Source organism: Pseudomonas sp. LJDD11 (genome assembly GCF_024584215.1).
In the GTDB taxonomy this organism is placed as follows: domain Bacteria; phylum Pseudomonadota; class Gammaproteobacteria; order Pseudomonadales; family Pseudomonadaceae; genus Aquipseudomonas.
On sequence record NZ_JANJFL010000004.1, the window covers coordinates 56,709 to 73,968 of the forward strand.

A 17,260-nucleotide genomic window follows, 5' to 3' on the forward strand; every position below is an offset into this window, starting at 1 on the left:
CGCGGTGCTGCCTGGTTTTGTCGACACCCATCAGCAACCGCCCAGGAGGCACTGCCCATGGACACGGAACAGAAACGCAACGCCCGCAAGACCCGGGAAAACTACCTGCGCAACCGGCCGCTGCTGGAACTCGGTGTGGCGCGCATCGTCGATGCGATTGCGGGTGACCCGGATGGCCTGATGCCGGTGGCCAAGCTTGGTGAGGCCATCCAGCTTGAGTTAAGCAACTGGATGGACACCATTCCTCCTCCAGGTAGTACCTACGGGCTGAGGCTGTGGTGGCGGGCCGAGGGCGAGCTTGACCCGGTACTGCTTCATGAAGAAACCCTGCGGGCGCCGGTGCAGTTCCCGCTCAAAGAGCAGATTCTGGAAGAGTTTTTCCGCGGCCGTGAGGGCCGGTTTACCTTCTGGTACAGCGTGCGCAACTGGAATGACACGCAGTTCACCGATGCGCCGCAGCAGTTCATCACCCTCGACCGCACGCCGATCTGGGGCCAGGATGACCCGCCTGCGGTGGAAGATCCAGGTCCGGTCAACGAGGCGGTGCTGGCCGCCGACGGCGGTGTGTGGCTGGTAGTCCCGGCATTCGAGGAAGAGAAAAAGGACAGCGTCAGGGTCTCGGTAGTCTGGACCAACGCCGTTCCGGATCCCGATCAGCCCATCAGCCCGTCGATTGTCGAACTGCTGCCGGCACAGACCCGCCGCGTGCTGATGCCGCGCAGCGTCATTGATGCGCTGGGCTCGGGCGATCACTTCGTTGCCTATGAGCTGTACGACAAGGCAGGCAACCGCAGCCGGGTGTCGCGGGTACGTCCGGTCCAGGTCGCGCTGGGGCCGGTGCCGGAAAACCTGCAGCCGCCTTTCGTGCCGCTGGCCCCAGGCGGTGGCGACACGCTGATCGACCTGGAGGACGCGCACCTGGGCGTCACGGTCGAGATCGCCGACTACACCGGGCACCAGCCCAATGACGATATCGTGGTCCAGTGGGGTGTCGGCGAGTTGCCCGCGCAGCGGGTCGGGGGCGGCAACCCGTTCCCGGTATCCGTGCCGGTGCCCTGGGACCACCTGGACACCGAATACACCGACCACCCACTCGACCAGGTCACGCCGGTGACCTACACCATCCTGCGTGGCAGCGCGCCTTTTCCGTTGCCTGCTGCCGATGCCATCGAGGTTGATGTCAATTTTGCCTACACCGGCCCTGAAAACCCCGACGAGCCGGACCCGGTCAATCCGGCGTTGGATCTGGTCGTGGTCAGGGGCAGTTCCGGCGCCGGCCAGGACAACCTGCTGGGTCCCGGCGATGCCAACCAACCGGCAGCGGCCAGCTTCACCCTGTATGACCCCGTAACTGCCGGGGATGTCATCACCCTGTTCTGGAAGGGGGTCGCGGTGCAGGATGTCATCACCTTGGTCGGCACCGAGGTGCCAGGTACCCCCATGACCTTCAACGTATTGTGGACTGAAATCGAGGCAGGCGGCACCGGGGTGGTCGAAGTGCATTACAGCTTGAGCAACCCCGCCTACCCCAACGATGTCCGTTCCAGGCCTACCGATGTCACGGTGCATGCCATCCCGATATTGCTCGATAAGCCGGACTTCCCGGATATCGTTGATGTAGGTAGCCTGCCGATTCTCAACTGCTCTGCACTGCGCCGGCGCAGCAGCGATGGCGCCATCGGTTATCGGGTGCAGGTGCCGCCGTCTGCCTATCTGGTGGCCGGCGAGCAAATCAGCCTGCGCTGGGTGTTGAATGAGTATGGAACATCCACTGAAGTCCCCGGCACCGTGCTGGTTGAAGATCTGACGATTGCCAGCGGGGCGGATGTCGATGGTGTGGCGTGGTTCGTGACCCCATACGACGTGCACATTCTGCCGGCACGGGAGGATACGGTTAATAAATATGCGAGCAGTGATGTGACTTATACGCTGACCATCAACGGCGCAGCGGTCACTTCCGAATCGGCGCAAGAACTTGTTTCACCTGAACAACTGAACACGCCGGATGGAAGTTGCGATCTTAGTGTAGTGCCAGGAATGCCATGAAGTAGTAAGTGCCATTAATGGCAACTTGGTTATCGATGAGGGGCTGTTTATTAATTGTCTCAACAATAGGAATATTCCTACATTGGTTGCGGATTGATCTGATAGCTCGTGGAGTGGTGTCTTATTAGTCTTGGCGCCCCTTCGTAATTGGCCGGCTCGTTACAGTATCGAGCCGGCTCTTTCAATCTGGAGACGCCGTAATGCCACTTCGCCCGCCCTTTAGCCGTGCGCCGCTTTATGCTGCTCTGAAACTTTTACTCATGACGCCTTTGGTGCCAGCGATGTTGGTCGCGCAACAGGCCCGCGCCGAAACAGTACGGTTTGACAAGACCATTGACGCCTCCACGCCAGTGACCCATTACCGGGTGATTAATGGCGCCACCTTGACCGGCAATGGTGCCGAAACTTCCGCGATCAAGGTCGAGCGTGCCTCGGCGCTGGTGTTGAACAACTCCAGTGTCACCAGCACGACGCAAGGTATCTATCTGTCTGCCGCCACTGGCACCGTGACTGGCAGCACCATCAATGCCAGTGACACCGGCCTGTTCATGGGGCGTGACGCCACCGATGCTGAGGGTTCCACGGCCATTGTGCGCGACAGCATCATCCATGGTGGCGACACCGGTGTCAGGGTTGGCAGCAAAAACACTTTTACTTCCTTCGACACCCAGATCAGTGGTGGCGCCTTCGGCCTGTGGATCAACAATGGTCAGGCTTCGGTGCAAGGCGGCTCGATTACCGGCGATATCGGGGTGCACTTCAATCCGGGCGTGGACCTGTCGCGGCCGGCCAGCCTGGTGCTCGATGGCGTGGCCGTGGAAGGCACCGGTGGCGCAGCCATCGACGTCGCTGACTATGGCCTGCCCTCCAATCCCGTGGAGATTCAGGTCAATAATGGTTCGACCCTCAAGGGGGCCAATGGTGTGCTGCTGAACGTCAACACCGGCGCCACTGCCAACATGAGTGTCAGCAACAGCCAATTGACCGGTGATGTCCACGTCGAGCAGGGCTCCACCGCCAACCTGAAACTGCACAATGCCGCCAGCCTGACCGGCAACCTGTACAACGTCGCCAGCCTGGCGGTCGACAGTGGCGCGCAATGGGTGATGGCCGGCGACAATCAGTTGGCCAGCCTGAGCCTGGACGGCGGCACGGTACGTTTCGGCCAGCCAGATGCGTTTCATACCCTGTCGCTGGGTGAGCTGTCTGGCAATGGAACCTTTGCCATGCAGGCCGACTTCATTCAGGGCCGCAACGACTTTCTCGATGTAACCGGTCATGCCACTGGCAACCATCAGTTGGCGGTCACCGCCAGTGGTCAGGACCCGCTCAAGGACGCCAGCCTGCACATGGTACGGATCGCCGACGGTGATGCGCAGTTCAGCCTGCTGGGCGGGCCGGTGGACCTCGGTACCTGGTCTTATGACCTGATGCGCCAGGGCAATGACTGGTATCTCGATAGCACCACCAAAGTCATCAGTCCGGGCACGGCTTCGGTGCTGGCCCTGTTCAATGCCGCGCCCACGGTATGGTATGGCGAACTGAGCAGCCTGCGCACGCGCATGGGCGAGCTGCGCCATAATCCCGGCCAGGCCGGCGGCTGGATGCGCGCCTATGGCAATAAATATGACGTCAGCACCGATGTGAACTACCGACAGACCCAGCAGGGCTTGAGCCTGGGCGCCGACGCGCCGCTGCCTTATGGTGACGGGCAGTGGCTGGTTGGTGTGCTGGCCGGTTACAGCCAGTCGGACCTGGACCTGCGCAAGGGCACCAGTGGCAGTGTCGACAGCTTCTACGTCGGTGGCTACGGCACCTGGCTGGATCAACAGAGCGGTTACTATCTGGACGCGGTGGTCAAGTTCAACCACTTGCGTAACAAGGCCGATGTCGCCATGAGCGATGGCCAGCGCAGCAAGGGTAACTACCACAACAATGGCCTGGGTGCGTCGCTGGAGTTTGGTCGCCATATCAAACTGGACGATGGCTACTTCATTGAGCCGTTTGGTCAACTGTCGGCGCTGACTGTCAGTGGCAAGGATTACCGTCTGTCCAATGGCCTGCGTGCCGAAGGCGAGCGCAGCGGCTCGGTGCTGGGCAAGCTCGGGGCCACGGCCGGGCGTGATTTCGATCTCGGCCAGGGCCGCACGGTGCAGCCTTATGTGCGTGCCGCACTGGTGCATGAGTTCAATGACGACAATCAGGTGCGGGTCAACGACAACCGCTTCAACAACGACCTGTCCGGCTCGCGGGGCGAGCTGGGTGTCGGCCTCGCCATGTCGTTTGCCGAGCAGTGGCAGGTGCATGCCGATTTCGACTACAGCAACGGCAAACGCATCGACCAGCCATGGGGGGCCAACGTGGGACTGCGCTATAACTGGTAAGCGGTTGCCGTCGTACATTTAGAGTCACCCTCAGGGTATTGGCAGCCAGCCTGATGGTTCTGCCAGTGCCGCACCTCGGTGTACAGCGGTTAAATGGTCTTCAGCCACCCCCGCACCGAGGAACCTCCAGCATGAGCCCGTCTGATCAAGACCCGTCTGTGATCACCTTGCCGGCACCTGAGGTGCCGGCCTTGTTGCCCGATGACCCGCAATGGGATGAAACCGGCCTGCTGCCGGCGGCCGATGCCCGTGTACCGCTGTCGGTGGAGGTGCCGGCCTGGGAGTACACGCCCATTTCTGGCAGGACCACTATCCTGCGCCTGTACTGGACCACCGGGGTGAGTAACCATTTGCTGGAGACGCGCCAATGGCCCAGCGACACGTACCCGGATATTCCAGCGCAAGATCGGTTGTTTCAGGTGCCGGTGGTGCGCCTTGCTCAGGGCGAGCATCAGGTCTGGTACGAACTGACCACCCCCAGCGAAGTCTACCCCCACTCCCTGGAGCAGAAGGTCACCATCGACCTGACCGCGCCAGTACTGGGCAACAATAGCGGGCGGCTGATCTTCGATACCGACACCATTACCGAGCAGTACCTGATCGACCATGGCGACCAGCTATTGGGGCAGGTGCCGGTATACCAGTTGGCGGCACCGGGTGATGTGATCACCTGGTACTGGAGCCGCGATCCGCAGCAGGTTCTGCCAGCCGATGAAGTGGCCAGCCGGCCCTTGCCGCGTGGCACCGTCCAGCCCATCAGCCTGACGTTTGCCGGCCAGATGATCCGCGATCGCGGTGATGGTGAGCGCTATGCCTGCTACCAACTCAAGGATCGTGCTGGCAATACCACGCCCTATTCCAACCCTGTGCGCCTGACCGTGCGGGCCCAACCCGTGGGGCGTGTATTGCCGCCTCCGACAGTGGCCGAGGCCATCGGGTCAGGCAGTCAGAGTTCGCTCAATCCTGACTCCGCGCGCAGCGGCGCCACGGTGGTGATTCCGCTTGAAGCGGTGCTCAAACCTGGCGATGTTGTTGAAGTGTTCTGGGCCACGCCCGGCACCCATGGCGCCTACCAGACCGGTGATGCTGAAGCCGAACGCCGCTACAAGGTGCCCGCCGAGTATGTGCCAGCCCACATGGGCAAGCAGATTGCGGTCTACTACCGGGTCAGTGGCAACGGCCCGGATGAAGAGTCGCTGCATCACACCCTGAGCGTGCAGCAAAAGGCCAGCGGTTGGCCGACCATCCAGTGCACCCGGCCCACTATCGCGTCAGGGCGTCTGAGCCTGGCCACGGTCACCGACCACGCCACCTTCCGGCTGCCGAAATGGATGTTCATGGCCCCCGACCAGCGTTTGACTATCAGCCTGCTCGCCAGCGGCACCACTCGGGTATTGCTTGATGGCTATAGCGTCACGCCAGGCGATGTCGATGCCGCTCATGTGTCCACCAATGCGCTCAAGAGCCTGCTGGAGGGGCTGCCGCTGGGGGCGCTGACAGTGCAGGTCAGGGTCAGCTTCGATGGCGGCAGCAGCACCGTCACCTTCCCGACCCTGAACCTGCAATTGGTGGCATGAGCGGTCACTGGTAGCTGATGGTGAAGCTCAGTGAGCCTTTGGCCTGGCCGGCCTTGACGCCATTGGCCTGAGCGGTCTGGTAATAGCGGGCACTGAGGTCAAGTACGGTATCGCCAGGGGTCAGGGTGGCGATCGGTACCTCTTGCTGCAAGGCAATCGGGGTGACGCCATCGCCGCGCAGAATCTGGACCGCGACGCCCTGGGCGGTGGAGTCGCTGGTCAGAGAAAAGGCCCCGTCCACCCCCGGTACCGGGGTCGAACCGTTGACGCCGTCCAGACGCACCGTGGCCCAGGCGAGATTGTCATCATTGGGGTCGCTGTCACAGTTGCTCAAGCGAATGCTGAACGGCGTGGGGGTGGTGGTGGTGCCCGGTGCACTGAACTGCGTGGCGCGCCATTCACCGAGCTTGACCGGGTCGTCACTGACTGCCGCAGCGTTGCACTGGGCCTGGATCACATGGGCGCGGATGTTGAAGTCGATGGCACGCGGCACCAGGCTGAACTCGCCATGAAACAGTGGGGTGTCGACCATGTGCGGCCCTGGCGCGATCGGGCCGGTCTTGACCAGTGTCACCTGGCCCAGCAGCGGGCTGATCGGCAAGGCCGCAACATTCGCGCGCAGCAAGGCCATGAACGGCACCAGCGGCTCACCCTGCGGCTCAAAGGCATCCGCTGCCAGGCCATCGAACGGATGGCCCAGGCGGATCACCGCACCGATACCCGGCACACCGGTCTCATAGACCTTGCCATTGAAGTCCTGACCCAGCACCGGTGGCAGGGTGCCGGGGAAAATCGGTGCCTGCGAGCGGGTAATGAAGGTCAGCACCGACACGCCATCGTTCTGGCACTCCACATAGCGGCCCTCATTGGAGGTCAGGCCAAATGGCTGCTCGAAAACGCCGATGACACTGCCGGCTACCGCGTCCCTGGGTACATACACCGCGCCCAGGTTCAAGTCGTAGGTCATGCCTGGATTGTTATCGGGCCTGATCCAGCAGGTACTTTGCGCCATGGCCGGTTGGATCTGGATGGCGGCGGCCAAGGCCAGGGCGGCCAGCGCGGCGGGTGAAATGGGGTTCATACGGGCAATCCTGTAGGGCGCCAGGCTGGCCTGGCGCAAGGTAAGAAAGTCAGCCACGGCAGGTCAGCGCTTGCAGGCGATAGCCCTGGCGTTGCTGCATGGTCGCCGGGTCCAGCTGCAACTGGCAGCGTTGCTGGTGCTGTTCACCCCAGCGGACCTGTAAGGTCTGCGGCTGCTCGTGACTGACCAGCAGCACCTGGCCGCCCTGGCCGGCGCTACCCAGCAGCGTGCCCTCGGCATCGAACAGCTGGGCGCCGAAAGGCAACGGCTGGCCGTTCTCCAGGCTCAGGGTCAATACGAAGCGGTTGACCTGACGGGCACTGAAGGTGTTCTTGATGACCGCGCCCCGGCGTGGCACCACTTGCGCTGCACCGTTGTCGATTTCCACGTCGGCACCCAGTGCGTCGGTGTTCAGCGTCAACTGGTTGACCCGATAGGGGCGCAGGTGCGGCATCAGCGCGTAGCCTCGGGCATTGGTCTTGACCCCGGTCACGTTGTTCAGACCGACGCCGGGGATGTCCGGCACATGGACCAGCGCGACGGTTTCGCCCAGGTGCGGGCCCAGCTCGATACCACCGCCATGCAGCAACACCGAGCCGCTGGCGTTGACCGAGGTACTGCGGTAATCGCGGCCCTGGGTGAAGCCGGCGCCCAGGCTGGCAAACGGTGCCTGCCAGGTGGCGGACAGCGAGCCTGACTGGCCGCTGTGTTGGTCATTGGCCAGCGAGGTGGCGTAGTTCAGGCGCTGATCCATGGCGCTGCCGGTCAGCCGTGCGCTTTGGCTGTGGCGACCGCCGCTGTCGAGGTAGCCCAGCGTGGCGCGGTTGGAGTGGCCCAGGTCCAGCGGGAACGACAGGGTTATGCCGAACTGACGGTCCTGGCCTGAGCGGCTGTCGTCCTGCAGTGCTTGCGAGGCGAACAGGTTGTAGCTGACCCCGCGATGCACATGGCTGAAGTTGAGCTGGAACTGACGCTGCTGGTAGGTGCTGTGCCAGAAGTCTTCCTGCGACAGGGTCAGGCTCAGGGTGCTGGCTTTGCCCAGATTCTGAAATACTGAAGCCTCCAGGCGACTGCGGCGGCTGCCGCGCCAGGTACTCTCGTGGCTGCGTTCGCGCACCGCCTCGGCAAAATCGCGGTAGCCCTCGGTGGAGTAGCGGTAGCCGGCGAAGCGCAGGCTGGTGTCGGTGGCAAACGCTTTACCGTATTTGAGCGCGTAGCTTTGGCCCGACACGCTAGTGGTGGCGCGGTTATCGATGTCCGCCGCCGAATGGCTGACGTCCAGCGCCAGGGCGCCGAACTGACCCAGGTCGCGGGCGACGCCCAGGGTGGCGGCGCGATAGAACCCCGCACCTTGCAGGCCGCCGTACAGGGTCAGGTCCCAGGCGGTGCCCAGCGCCATGTTGGCTTGTGCCAGCAGCGGGTCGTCGAGCCTGCCCGCCGGGTTGTAGCGGCCCAGCGCCAGGCCGTAGCGCCACACCCCCTCGCGCATCAGGTTGCCAAGGGTCGAGTAGGGCTGGGTAAAGCGCCGCACCTGGCCGTCGGCTTCGGTCAGCACCACTTCCAGCTCGCCACTGCCGCCGCCGATGCTCAGGTCGTCGATCAGGTAGGGGCCGGCGCTGACATAGGTGGTGTAGATCGGATAGCCGTTGTTGAACACCTCAAGCCTGGCGCGGCTGTTGGCCACCCCACGGATCACCGGGGCGTAGCCTTGCAGCACGTCGGGCAGCATGGCCATGTCGGTGGCGATCACCAGGCCCTTGATCGGCAGGCTGCGGAACACCTCGCCGCCGGTCGAGGTCTCGCCCAGGGTCAGGTTGGCGTGGGTGCCCGGCAAGTCCCGCTGCGCGTAAGTGTAGGCGCGGGTCCAGTGGCGCTGGCCCTGAGGGTTCTGACGCAGGGCCTGGCTGCTGCGCAACCGCCACTGGCCGAGGTTGAAGCCGCCATTGAGGTACAGGTCGTCGCTGTTATGGCGTGCGCCGTTGCGCCCGCTGCCCTGTTGCGCCGCCAACTGATAGTTGACGAACGCGGCATTGATGCCGCTGTCCCAGCGCGCGGGGTCGATCTGCCCGCTGACTTCGCGGCGCATCGCCACTTGCGGAATCGACAGCGCCAAGCTCAGGCGCTGGCTGTCGAACCGGGCACTGGCCTGGGGGATCAGGCGCGGCAGGTCGATACAGGCGTCGGCAGCGGGCAGCGGCTCGGCCAGCGCCGCCAGGTTAACGCCGATGTCTTGTAGCAACTGCGCTGGCAGGCAGGCGGTCAGTTGCCCGTTGGCTTGATCGAGATGGAAATCCAGGCTGCGTTGCTCGAACGGCTTGAGGTTGACCGTCAGGCTGACCGGGTAGCGGCCCGGCGCCAGCGGGCTGTGCCCGCTCAGGTTCGACAGCGCCAGTTGTGCGGCGGCCGCGCCCTCGGTGCCGGCCTGGCGCATGAAGCCGGCCTGGAATTGGGTCGCGGCGGCGATGGGCGAGGTTAAACAAACACAACCGCCACTGACGCCCAGCAGTAATGTCAGGCGCAAGCGGGCGGTCAGACCCGTGGGTCCGATAAGCAAAAGCATGTGGGGATATTCCTGGCAGTACGGCTGGAAAGGCTCAGGGCCTGAACTGAAGTGCTGCGGTGTGATCGTCGCTGACACCGCCATAGTCATTGATTGCGGCGAACGTGACCTGCAGGCCACTGGCGGCCTTGATGCCCGGTAGCGGGTAGCTTTGCTGGCTCATGGGGGCGACCATGGGCGGGCTGTTCAGGCGCTGCTTATGGCCATTGCCGCTGATGTCCATGCGGGTGAACGACACATGGAAGGGACTGGGGTTGTCGACCTGCAAGCGGGTCTGGCCGCCGACCTGCTGCACTGACCACTGCAGTTCTTTGAGCCGGCCGGTGGGCCCGCCCTTGAGCCCGGCAGGGCGATAGAACAGCTTCAGGCGGGTGCGCAGGGCGATGTTGAGCAGGTTTTGCGTGCCGGTGTCATGGGCCTGGGGAATTTCCTGGACATTGAAATAGAACAGCGACTCGCGGTCTGTGGGCAGTTCGTGAGGCAGCTTGTTGAGGATCAACTGTTGGTCTTGCCCAGGGTCGAGCCGAAACAGCGGCGGGGTGATCATGAAGGGCACGGCGGTGGTGGTGTCGTCGGCTGCGGTATTGACCCAGGTCTGCACCGCGAAGGTCTGCTCACTGGGGTTGGACACGATCAACGACACGCTGTTCTTGTCGCCGGGAAACACCACGCGGGTGCCACTGACCGTCAGCGCGGCGTGGCTGGCAGGAAGTTGACCGAGCAGCAAGGCACCGGCCAACAGGGCGGGGCGGGCCCTGGCCATGAAAGACAAAGACATGGAAATACCTGTGGAAGGTAAAAGACCTGGAGGCAGGCGGCGCCCGGCGCTGGTACGCCGGGCGGGCCCGGGCATCAGTTGATGGCTACCGAGAAGCGTACGTCAGCCTTGGTGCCGCCAGGGGTGACAGTGGCGCTCTCGGAGCGGTGGGCGACATGGAACACCATGTCGGTGGGCAGCGTGTCGTCCAGGTCGAAGTCCCGCGATGGCTGGCCGTTGAGCACCGGGTCGCCCTGGTCGTCACGCAGGGCTGCCACCACGCCGCCGGCCGGGCTGTCGACCGGCATGAAGCGGAAGTAGTTGCCAGTGGCGTCCTTGGTGCCGGTGAAGGTTACGTTGGCGACGTCGCCCGGCACCACGGTGCAGCCGCTACCCGGGGTCAGGCGCAGGCCGAAGCGGGCGTTGCCGATTTCCTGGCCGGGGGCTGTGAACTGGCTGGCCGAAACAATACCGATGTTCACATGGCTGCCGGTCGGGTTGCCTGTGACCGGGTCGATGATCTGGATCGGGCAGGTCGTGGAGGTGATGGCACCGTTGAAGTTGATGGTGCCGGTGTTGGCCAGGGCCGAATTGGCGCTCACGCCCATCAGCAGAGTCAGTGGCAGGGCGAGTAAAGCACGTTTCATTGAATCTTCCTTTTAATAGCTAAAACCAGAACGTTGCGAACTAACGAAACGTCTGATTGCGCTTTGATATTGCGCGTGGATGCCTGTAAGTGAATTACCAACCGGTTGTAAGTAACGTCCTACAAGGCGGCGCAAAGAATAGGCGTGGCGCACGAAGTTCGATATAGGAAGGTTCCACGCGGAAGTAGGAAAAATTCCCGTAGTTTTGTAGGAGCTAGAAGGCTTGGCAAAAGGCCGTCAAGTAATCTATACATGTATAGTTCTAGCGGCCTGCTGCAAGAGTTCTCATTGCTAAATTAATCAGTTCGGTTTTCTGATTTCCGGGACCGTGAACTGATAGGTCGGATTGCCAGCTGTTGGAAGGCCCGTAGCATGTTTCAGCCCGCTAGCGCTCTGCACTGTTGGCCATTGCGCTGATGGGGGAATGGGTTTTCCAACTATCTTCGGCGCTGCCTGTACCGGGAGCGATGCTTCGCTTACAGCGCTGCTGCCAGAGCTTGAGATGCTCGTTTGCCGGCTGACTGCTGGCGACGACAAAGGCGACGTTTGCGGCCTTGGGTTGATAAGAAAATCTTCAGTCTGCGTTGCTTTACTCGGTCTGAAACGATTGTAGACCTGCATGTCCTGTATCAGGGGTTGCTGGTCAGCGGAGCTCCCCATGAACTTGTACTTTGTTTGCCAGAGCTCTTCGGCATTGCCTCGCCAGTCACGTTTCAACGGCAGGGCCGCAGTTTTTTTCACCAACCACTTGCCCATGCCCTTGGCCATGAACCCCAAGCCGAAAAGCATCTCCAGGCGATGAGCGGCTGCACCGATTTCACTCTGTTGCTGGGCCTTTTTCGGGTCGCGTTGCAGCATCGCGGCGGTGGTGTAGCCGGTGCCGATCACGCCGGCGCCGGCGCCGGCGATACTGATGGCCATGATGAACGGGGTGGCCGAGCCCAGGGTGCCGATGGCAATGCCTGTGAAGACGGCGCTGATCAGCAGATTCAAGGCGATGCCGCCGACGTTGGGTTTGAACCGGCTGTATTCGAGCTGGCCGACGCTGTGGCCGCTGGGGTCCTGGAAGGCCACCGGGTTGCCCAGGCAGTAGGCATAGGGGTTCAGCCCGCCGGCGCCGAACGGGCTCAGGCTGTCGGGGCTGTGAAAGCGCATCAGGGCCGGGTTGTAGGCGCGGTAGCCCTGGCCCAGCAGGTAGCAGCCGGTCAGTGCATCCTGCGGTTCGCCATTGAAGCCGGCGGTGCTGAGCAGCGGCTGGTCTTGCCCGCTGCTGCGTTGCCCCCAGGCGTTATACAACGCATGGTGGTACTGCTGATCCCGCAACTCGGCCACCACACTGTTTGCCGCGTTGCAGGCCAGCAACAGCGCCGGCTCGCCGTCGTTGCGCTGCTGCGCCAGCGGCGTGCCGCTCTCGCTGAGGTAATGGGTGTGGGTTTGCGCCTGGACGGTGCTGCCCAGCCCCTGCTCATCAAAGAAATGCCAGCGCGGCTCGGCGTTGTCTTCGGTGACGCTCAGCAGGTTGTTGTGACCGTCATAGCGGTACTGCCCCAAGGGTTCGCCGGCGGGGCCGTGCAGGTCCAGCAAGCGGCCCTGGCTATCGTAGTGCAGGCGGCGGCCGTGCTGGTCATTGAGCTGGTTGCCGTCCGCGTCGTAGGCGAAGTCGATATACGCCGGGTAGCTGGGGTGGCTGTGGGTGACCCGCTGCAAGCGGCAGGGGTCATCGGCCGCGTAGCTATAGGTTGCACGGTCAGAGGTCGTGTCGGCAAACCGGCTGATGCTCAGGGTCAGGTTATCCAGCGCATCGAAGCGAAACAGCTGCTGCTCGATGCGGTTGCCCTGTTCGTCGGCGGGCAACTGGCTGCCGCTGCAGCGGCAGTCGATCAGCCGGCCACGGTTGTCATAGTTGAATGTTTCATGCAACAGGCTGGTACCGGCCTGCTGCAGATGGCGTTCAAGCAACTGGTCATCATTGCGCCAGGTCTGGCTCAGGGCCAGTGCCGATTGGCCTGCGGGGTACAGGGTGCGCAGCACCTCGCGTGAGTGCTCGTCGTATTCCAGGCGGGTCTCCAGGCAATTGTCCGGGCTGCTGGTAACAATTCGGCTGGGCCGGCCTAACGCGTCGTACTCGAACGCGGCCTGAATAGTGCCCTGGGTCAGTGATTGCAGCCGGCCTTGCGCATCGTAGTGCCGGTCAGTGTGCAAACCGTCGATGCCGCTGCTGTGCAACGCCCGGCCCAGCAGCGAGTGCTGGTACTCAGCGGTCCAACTGCCCTGTGCGGTGTGCCAGCTGGCTTCACGCAGTTGCCCGGTGCTGTCGTAACGGTAATGGCGGCTGCCCTGGCTGTTGCTGGCGCTGAGCAACTGCGCGCTGAGCCGGTCGTAGTCGAAGCTCACCTGCTCGTCGGGGGCTTCGGTGCTCAGCGGCTCGAAGGTCAAGCCCGGTGCGTAACGGTAGTGAATCGACGCCCCGGCAGCGCTGATCCGCTCGCTGGCCTGGGCCTGGCCGGGCGCGTAGCGATACTGTTCGGTGCGCGTACCGGTCTTGAGCCTCACCACCCGGTCCAGGCTGTCGTAGTCCTGTTCGCCCACGGTAATCGCTGCCAGGCGTGCATTGGCCGGTAGCACCTGGAGCAGGCTGGGCAGCTCAGCGCTGCTGTGCGCGGTGAACTGGCGCAGCACTTGGTCGCCGTTGGGCAAGGTGGTGCACAGCAGCCGGTCAAAGACGTCGTAGCGGTAGGAGGTGGCGTGGCCCTGAAGGTCGAGGCTTTGCACACAGCGGCCCAGGCCGTCATAGAAGTTCAGTTGCTGGCCCAGGCTGTGGCCGTCCAGGTCGAAACGTTCAATGCTGTGTGGCTTGCCAAAGGCATTGAGCTGGCTGATGGTCAGACCAAAGCGTTGATTGGCTGCGGCGTCGGGTTGGTGCCAACTGAGCTGGCTCGGCATGTAGGCGCCCTGCAAGTCCAGCCAGCCGAAGGGCTCGTTCAGGCTGAAGTTGAGCACCCCATCGGGGCCGGTTTCGCTGACCGCCTGGCCCCAGTCGTCGTAGCCCAACCGGCGGGTCAGGGCCAGGTTACGGCTGCCCAGCCAATCGTGGTCGGTCTCGCTGGCCAGCCGGCCGCGGGCGTCGTACTGCGCGGCATAGGTACGCCGCAGGGCGTTGTCGCCATCGACGTCCTGGCGTTGTTCTTCGATGACCCGGCTCAGGCCGTCCAGCTCGCTACGCCGGGTCACCCCCTTGACGTCGGTGACTTCCTGCCAGGCCGTTTGCCCGCCAGCGCCCACCAGCCCATAGCGGTATTGGCGGCTCGCCTTGTACTGCGGGTCATCCGGGGCCACGGTCTCCAGGGTCACCCGTTGCAGGGCATCGTACTGGTAGCGGATCTGCACATCGTTGTCGGCCTCATGGGTCAACAGCAGCAAGCCACTGAGTAACGAATGCTCCAGGCTGATCAGCTTGCGCTCGGCATCCAGGCTGCTGCTGAGCGTCTGTTCGGTGTGCAGCACGTGCCGCTCCGGGTTAGTGCTGTAGCGGTAATCGGTGAGGTGGATCACGCCATTGAGGGTCAGGCGCTCCTGCTGCAGGCGGCCATGCCCGAAGCGGTCAGCCGGTGCGTCGAGGTAGCTGGATTCGATGCGTTGCAGCAGCGTCTCCTGGCTTTGCTGCACTTGCAGCAACTGGTCTTCGCTCATCACCAGCCAGGGCTGGCCGGCGCTGTCAACGCTGGCCAGGGCCTGGTAGCGATAGCGATGGCGCAGCACCGGGGCGGCCTCGCCATGGCTGGCCGACGCAGGGGTCACGGTGCTGCTGGCCAACTGACGCACGAAGCCCTCAGGGTCGGCCGGGCACTGGCCGGGCTCACCGGTTGCCGGGTACCAGGTGCGGGTTTCGATGAGGCCGCTGGCTTTGATTTCTTCGAGCAGATTGCCAAAGCCGTCATAGCGGGTTTTCACCGTTTCGCTGCGCACCCGGTTGGGGTCGTCAAGGTCGTACCAACTGTCGGTCACGGTGTCGGGCAACTGGAAAAAGGCAGGCTGCTGGTCGAAATCCAGATCGTCGCCTGCGTGGTAGCGCGTGGCGCTGCGGCGTACCTTGCGGCCTTGGGTGGTGAGTTGTTCGGTCAGCAGATGGAAGCGGTTGAAGGTGCGCTCGATGGTGCGCACCGGCTGGCCGCCCTCCAGCAGGATTTCGCTGCTGCCGTACAGGTAGCTGCCGGTGATTCTGTACAGGTTGTCCAGGCCGTTGTCTTCCCACACCAGCCCCGGAGCGTTGAAACCCAGAAAATTCTGCATCGCCGGCACGTCACGGTTGCCATAGCTGTAACCCACTTCGATGGGGGGCTGGCCCCGGCCGGGGTCGGTACTGTGCCGGGTCACCCGGCGCAGGTTGGGCCGCCCGGCGACGCCGGGGAAGGCATGCCCGGCATCGTCGTAGCGCAGGCTTTCATGGGCGCCGCTGGGGGTCCAGACTTCGCTGACGTGCAGCAGGCCGCCCAATGCCTGGTATTGCAGGCGCCAGCCGGCCTGCTCAACGGTGGGCAAGGTGATGCGTTCGACCCGGTTGTCCGCGCCGCCCAGAGTAAAGCTGAACAGCGCAGCACTGTGGTCCGGGTCCAGGCTCAGCAGCACCTGAGTGCTGTTGCGTTGCAGCGTCAGCAGGCGGCGCTGGCGGTCACGCACCTCGGCCAGCAGCGGCTGACCGTTGAAATACTCGTAGCTCAGGGTCACCTGGCGGCCATCGGCCGACTGGATCTTCACTGGCAGTGCGACCGGGCGCTCATTACTGCCCATTTCCCGCAGGGTCTCGACCAGCCCGGACTTGTGAGCAATGCGGTACTGATTGCCGACCAACTCGGTGGCATGAAAACGGTCGAGCTTTTTCTCTTTCATCAGCATCTGCCCGCGGCCATCGACCTCGGTGACTTTGAAGGTTTCGCCGGTGCTCAGTGACAGGATCTGCGTATCGCGGTTGTAGCGGCTCAGTTGCAGGCTCCAGCCCAGGCCCAGGCCGATGTCTTCGTTATTCAGCGGGCTGAAACCCAGCGCCAGCGGCACGGCAGGGCCGGCCAGATCATCGCTGTGCAGTTCTGGCAGGTTGACGCTGAAGGTATACAGCCCGGTGCGTGGGTCGACACCTCCTTCGATGAAACTCATGAAGTTCAGAGCGTTGGAGTGCAGGGCAGTGGCCATGGCGGGCACCTCGCAGTAGGGGGCGGCTCAGGGCCGAGGTAAAGGGACGGAGGGCACCGGTGCATCGACCTCAATCTTGACGCAGGAGGTGCGGCGTTTCGGTGTGCTATTGGGTGGGTTCTGGTAGTAGTCGATCACTTGCACCCCGGGCGCGACCACCGAGCCTCGAGGGGTGGCAACGATGTCGTCGAGATCGATGGGCGGCACGCTGACGTCTTCCTTGATGGTGCGCAGCATGATCCAGAAGTAATTGCCGGGGTTGTCGGTGGTACAACCCGGCGTACCGCTGACGGCGTCGTCGTCGGTGAGCAGAATGTTCGAGGCCGACGGCGCATGTTCCAGCTCGATGCCCACCGCCTGGTCGTTTTTGCACGGATCGCTGTCTTCGAAGCGGTACTCGGCGGTCTCGAAGTTCAGGGTGCAGTGGTTGGCGCCGTTGGCGCCTTCGAGGGTCAGCTTGGGGGACGCTGCGATTGCAGCGGTTTGAAAATCGATCCGGACGAACTCAATGTTGTCCGGATTGCTGGATGCGATGTACTCGTCGTAACCGATATATCTGACACCGGGCGCGACGACGCTACCGGCCGGCAATGTTCTAAGGTCGGCGATGGCAACGGGGGTGGTGATAGTGGTCGGCTCTTTGATGGTTTTGATTTGTCGCCTGTTATAAGTACGCAGCCCCCAGTCGGTCATGAGTTGGTGGTAAAGCTGAATCTGCACGGTGGAAGGCGCATTGGTGATTTTGAATGTACTGCCCCGTTGCAGATAGGCGCATTTATTATGCGAGTCTCCTTCTTCAGCAAAATAGATATCGCGTGAATAGATCTCGAAACTGCACTGTTGCGAACCGTCGGGGTAATAGAACGTGATCGTTCCTTGTGAGAGTGGATCGGCTTGTGGCGCGTGCGCAAAGCTGTTCGCAGAGCCTGCCAGAAGCGCCGCCAGGATGCAGTTGCGCAGCCGTTTTATCGTACTTTTATTCATGGCGAGTACCGTCTGTTGTTTATCGGATCACTCATTG

9 protein-coding genes are annotated in these 17,260 nt (G+C 62.9%); 3 read left to right on the plus strand and 6 right to left on the minus strand.

All coding sequences use genetic code 11. The features are described from left to right. Positions 1-57 precede the first annotated feature (57 nt). The 3 genes from NRB16_RS06660 (at position 58) to NRB16_RS06670 (ending at position 6,007) form a co-directional block, all read left to right on the plus strand. A complete protein-coding gene (locus NRB16_RS06660; RefSeq protein ID WP_257105760.1) occupies positions 58-2,046 on the plus strand; it encodes a hypothetical protein in 1,989 nt (662 codons plus the stop codon). A gap of 200 nt (positions 2,047-2,246) precedes the next feature. Beyond that, entirely contained in the window at positions 2,247-4,430 is a 2,184-nt protein-coding gene (locus NRB16_RS06665; RefSeq protein ID WP_373568436.1) for an autotransporter outer membrane beta-barrel domain-containing protein, read from the plus strand. A gap of 131 nt (positions 4,431-4,561) precedes the next feature. Then, entirely contained in the window at positions 4,562-6,007 is a 1,446-nt protein-coding gene (locus NRB16_RS06670) for a hypothetical protein (RefSeq protein ID WP_257105762.1), read from the plus strand. 4 nt (positions 6,008-6,011) lie between these two features. Here NRB16_RS06670 and NRB16_RS06675 read toward each other — a convergent pair whose 3' ends face one another. From NRB16_RS06675 to NRB16_RS06700, 6 genes are all read right to left on the minus strand, one after another. Beyond that, positions 6,012-7,088, minus strand: coding sequence for a fimbrial protein (locus NRB16_RS06675; RefSeq protein WP_257105763.1), 1,077 nt, complete (start codon positions 7,086-7,088; stop codon positions 6,012-6,014). 49 nt (positions 7,089-7,137) lie between these two features. After that, positions 7,138-9,648: a fimbria/pilus outer membrane usher protein gene (locus NRB16_RS06680; protein WP_257105764.1), complete on the minus strand. Its 2,511-nt coding sequence runs from the start codon at positions 9,646-9,648 to the stop codon at positions 7,138-7,140. A 34-nt stretch (positions 9,649-9,682) separates the two neighbouring features. Next, positions 9,683-10,426, minus strand: a complete 744-nt coding sequence (locus NRB16_RS06685) for a molecular chaperone (RefSeq protein WP_373568437.1) — start codon at positions 10,424-10,426, stop codon at positions 9,683-9,685. Positions 10,427-10,500: 74 nt separating this feature from the next. Further along, entirely contained in the window at positions 10,501-11,052 is a 552-nt protein-coding gene (locus tag NRB16_RS06690; protein WP_257105765.1) for a fimbrial protein, read from the minus strand. Between the two features lie 300 nt (positions 11,053-11,352). Next, entirely contained in the window at positions 11,353-16,239 is a 4,887-nt protein-coding gene (locus NRB16_RS06695) for an RHS repeat-associated core domain-containing protein (RefSeq protein WP_257105766.1), read from the minus strand. A gap of 27 nt (positions 16,240-16,266) precedes the next feature. Next, positions 16,267-17,223 (minus strand): hypothetical protein, encoded by a 957-nt coding sequence (locus NRB16_RS06700; protein ID WP_257105767.1) that lies wholly within the window; start codon positions 17,221-17,223, stop codon positions 16,267-16,269. Between the last annotated feature and the right edge of the window lie 37 nt (positions 17,224-17,260).

Coding starts and splice junctions, on each gene's coding strand:
- NRB16_RS06660 (WP_257105760.1), top strand. CDS start 58: ATGGACACGGAACAGAAACGCAACGCCCGCAAGACCCGGGAAAACTAC.
- NRB16_RS06665 (WP_373568436.1), top strand. CDS start 2,247: ATGCCACTTCGCCCGCCCTTTAGCCGTGCGCCGCTTTATGCTGCTCTG.
- NRB16_RS06670 (WP_257105762.1), top strand. CDS start 4,562: ATGAGCCCGTCTGATCAAGACCCGTCTGTGATCACCTTGCCGGCACCT.
- NRB16_RS06675 (WP_257105763.1), bottom strand. CDS start 7,088: ATGAACCCCATTTCACCCGCCGCGCTGGCCGCCCTGGCCTTGGCCGCC.
- NRB16_RS06680 (WP_257105764.1), bottom strand. CDS start 9,648: ATGCTTTTGCTTATCGGACCCACGGGTCTGACCGCCCGCTTGCGCCTG.
- NRB16_RS06685 (WP_373568437.1), bottom strand. CDS start 10,426: ATGTCTTTGTCTTTCATGGCCAGGGCCCGCCCCGCCCTGTTGGCCGGT.
- NRB16_RS06690 (WP_257105765.1), bottom strand. CDS start 11,052: ATGAAACGTGCTTTACTCGCCCTGCCACTGACTCTGCTGATGGGCGTG.
- NRB16_RS06695 (WP_257105766.1), bottom strand. CDS start 16,239: ATGGCCACTGCCCTGCACTCCAACGCTCTGAACTTCATGAGTTTCATC.
- NRB16_RS06700 (WP_257105767.1), bottom strand. CDS start 17,223: ATGAATAAAAGTACGATAAAACGGCTGCGCAACTGCATCCTGGCGGCG.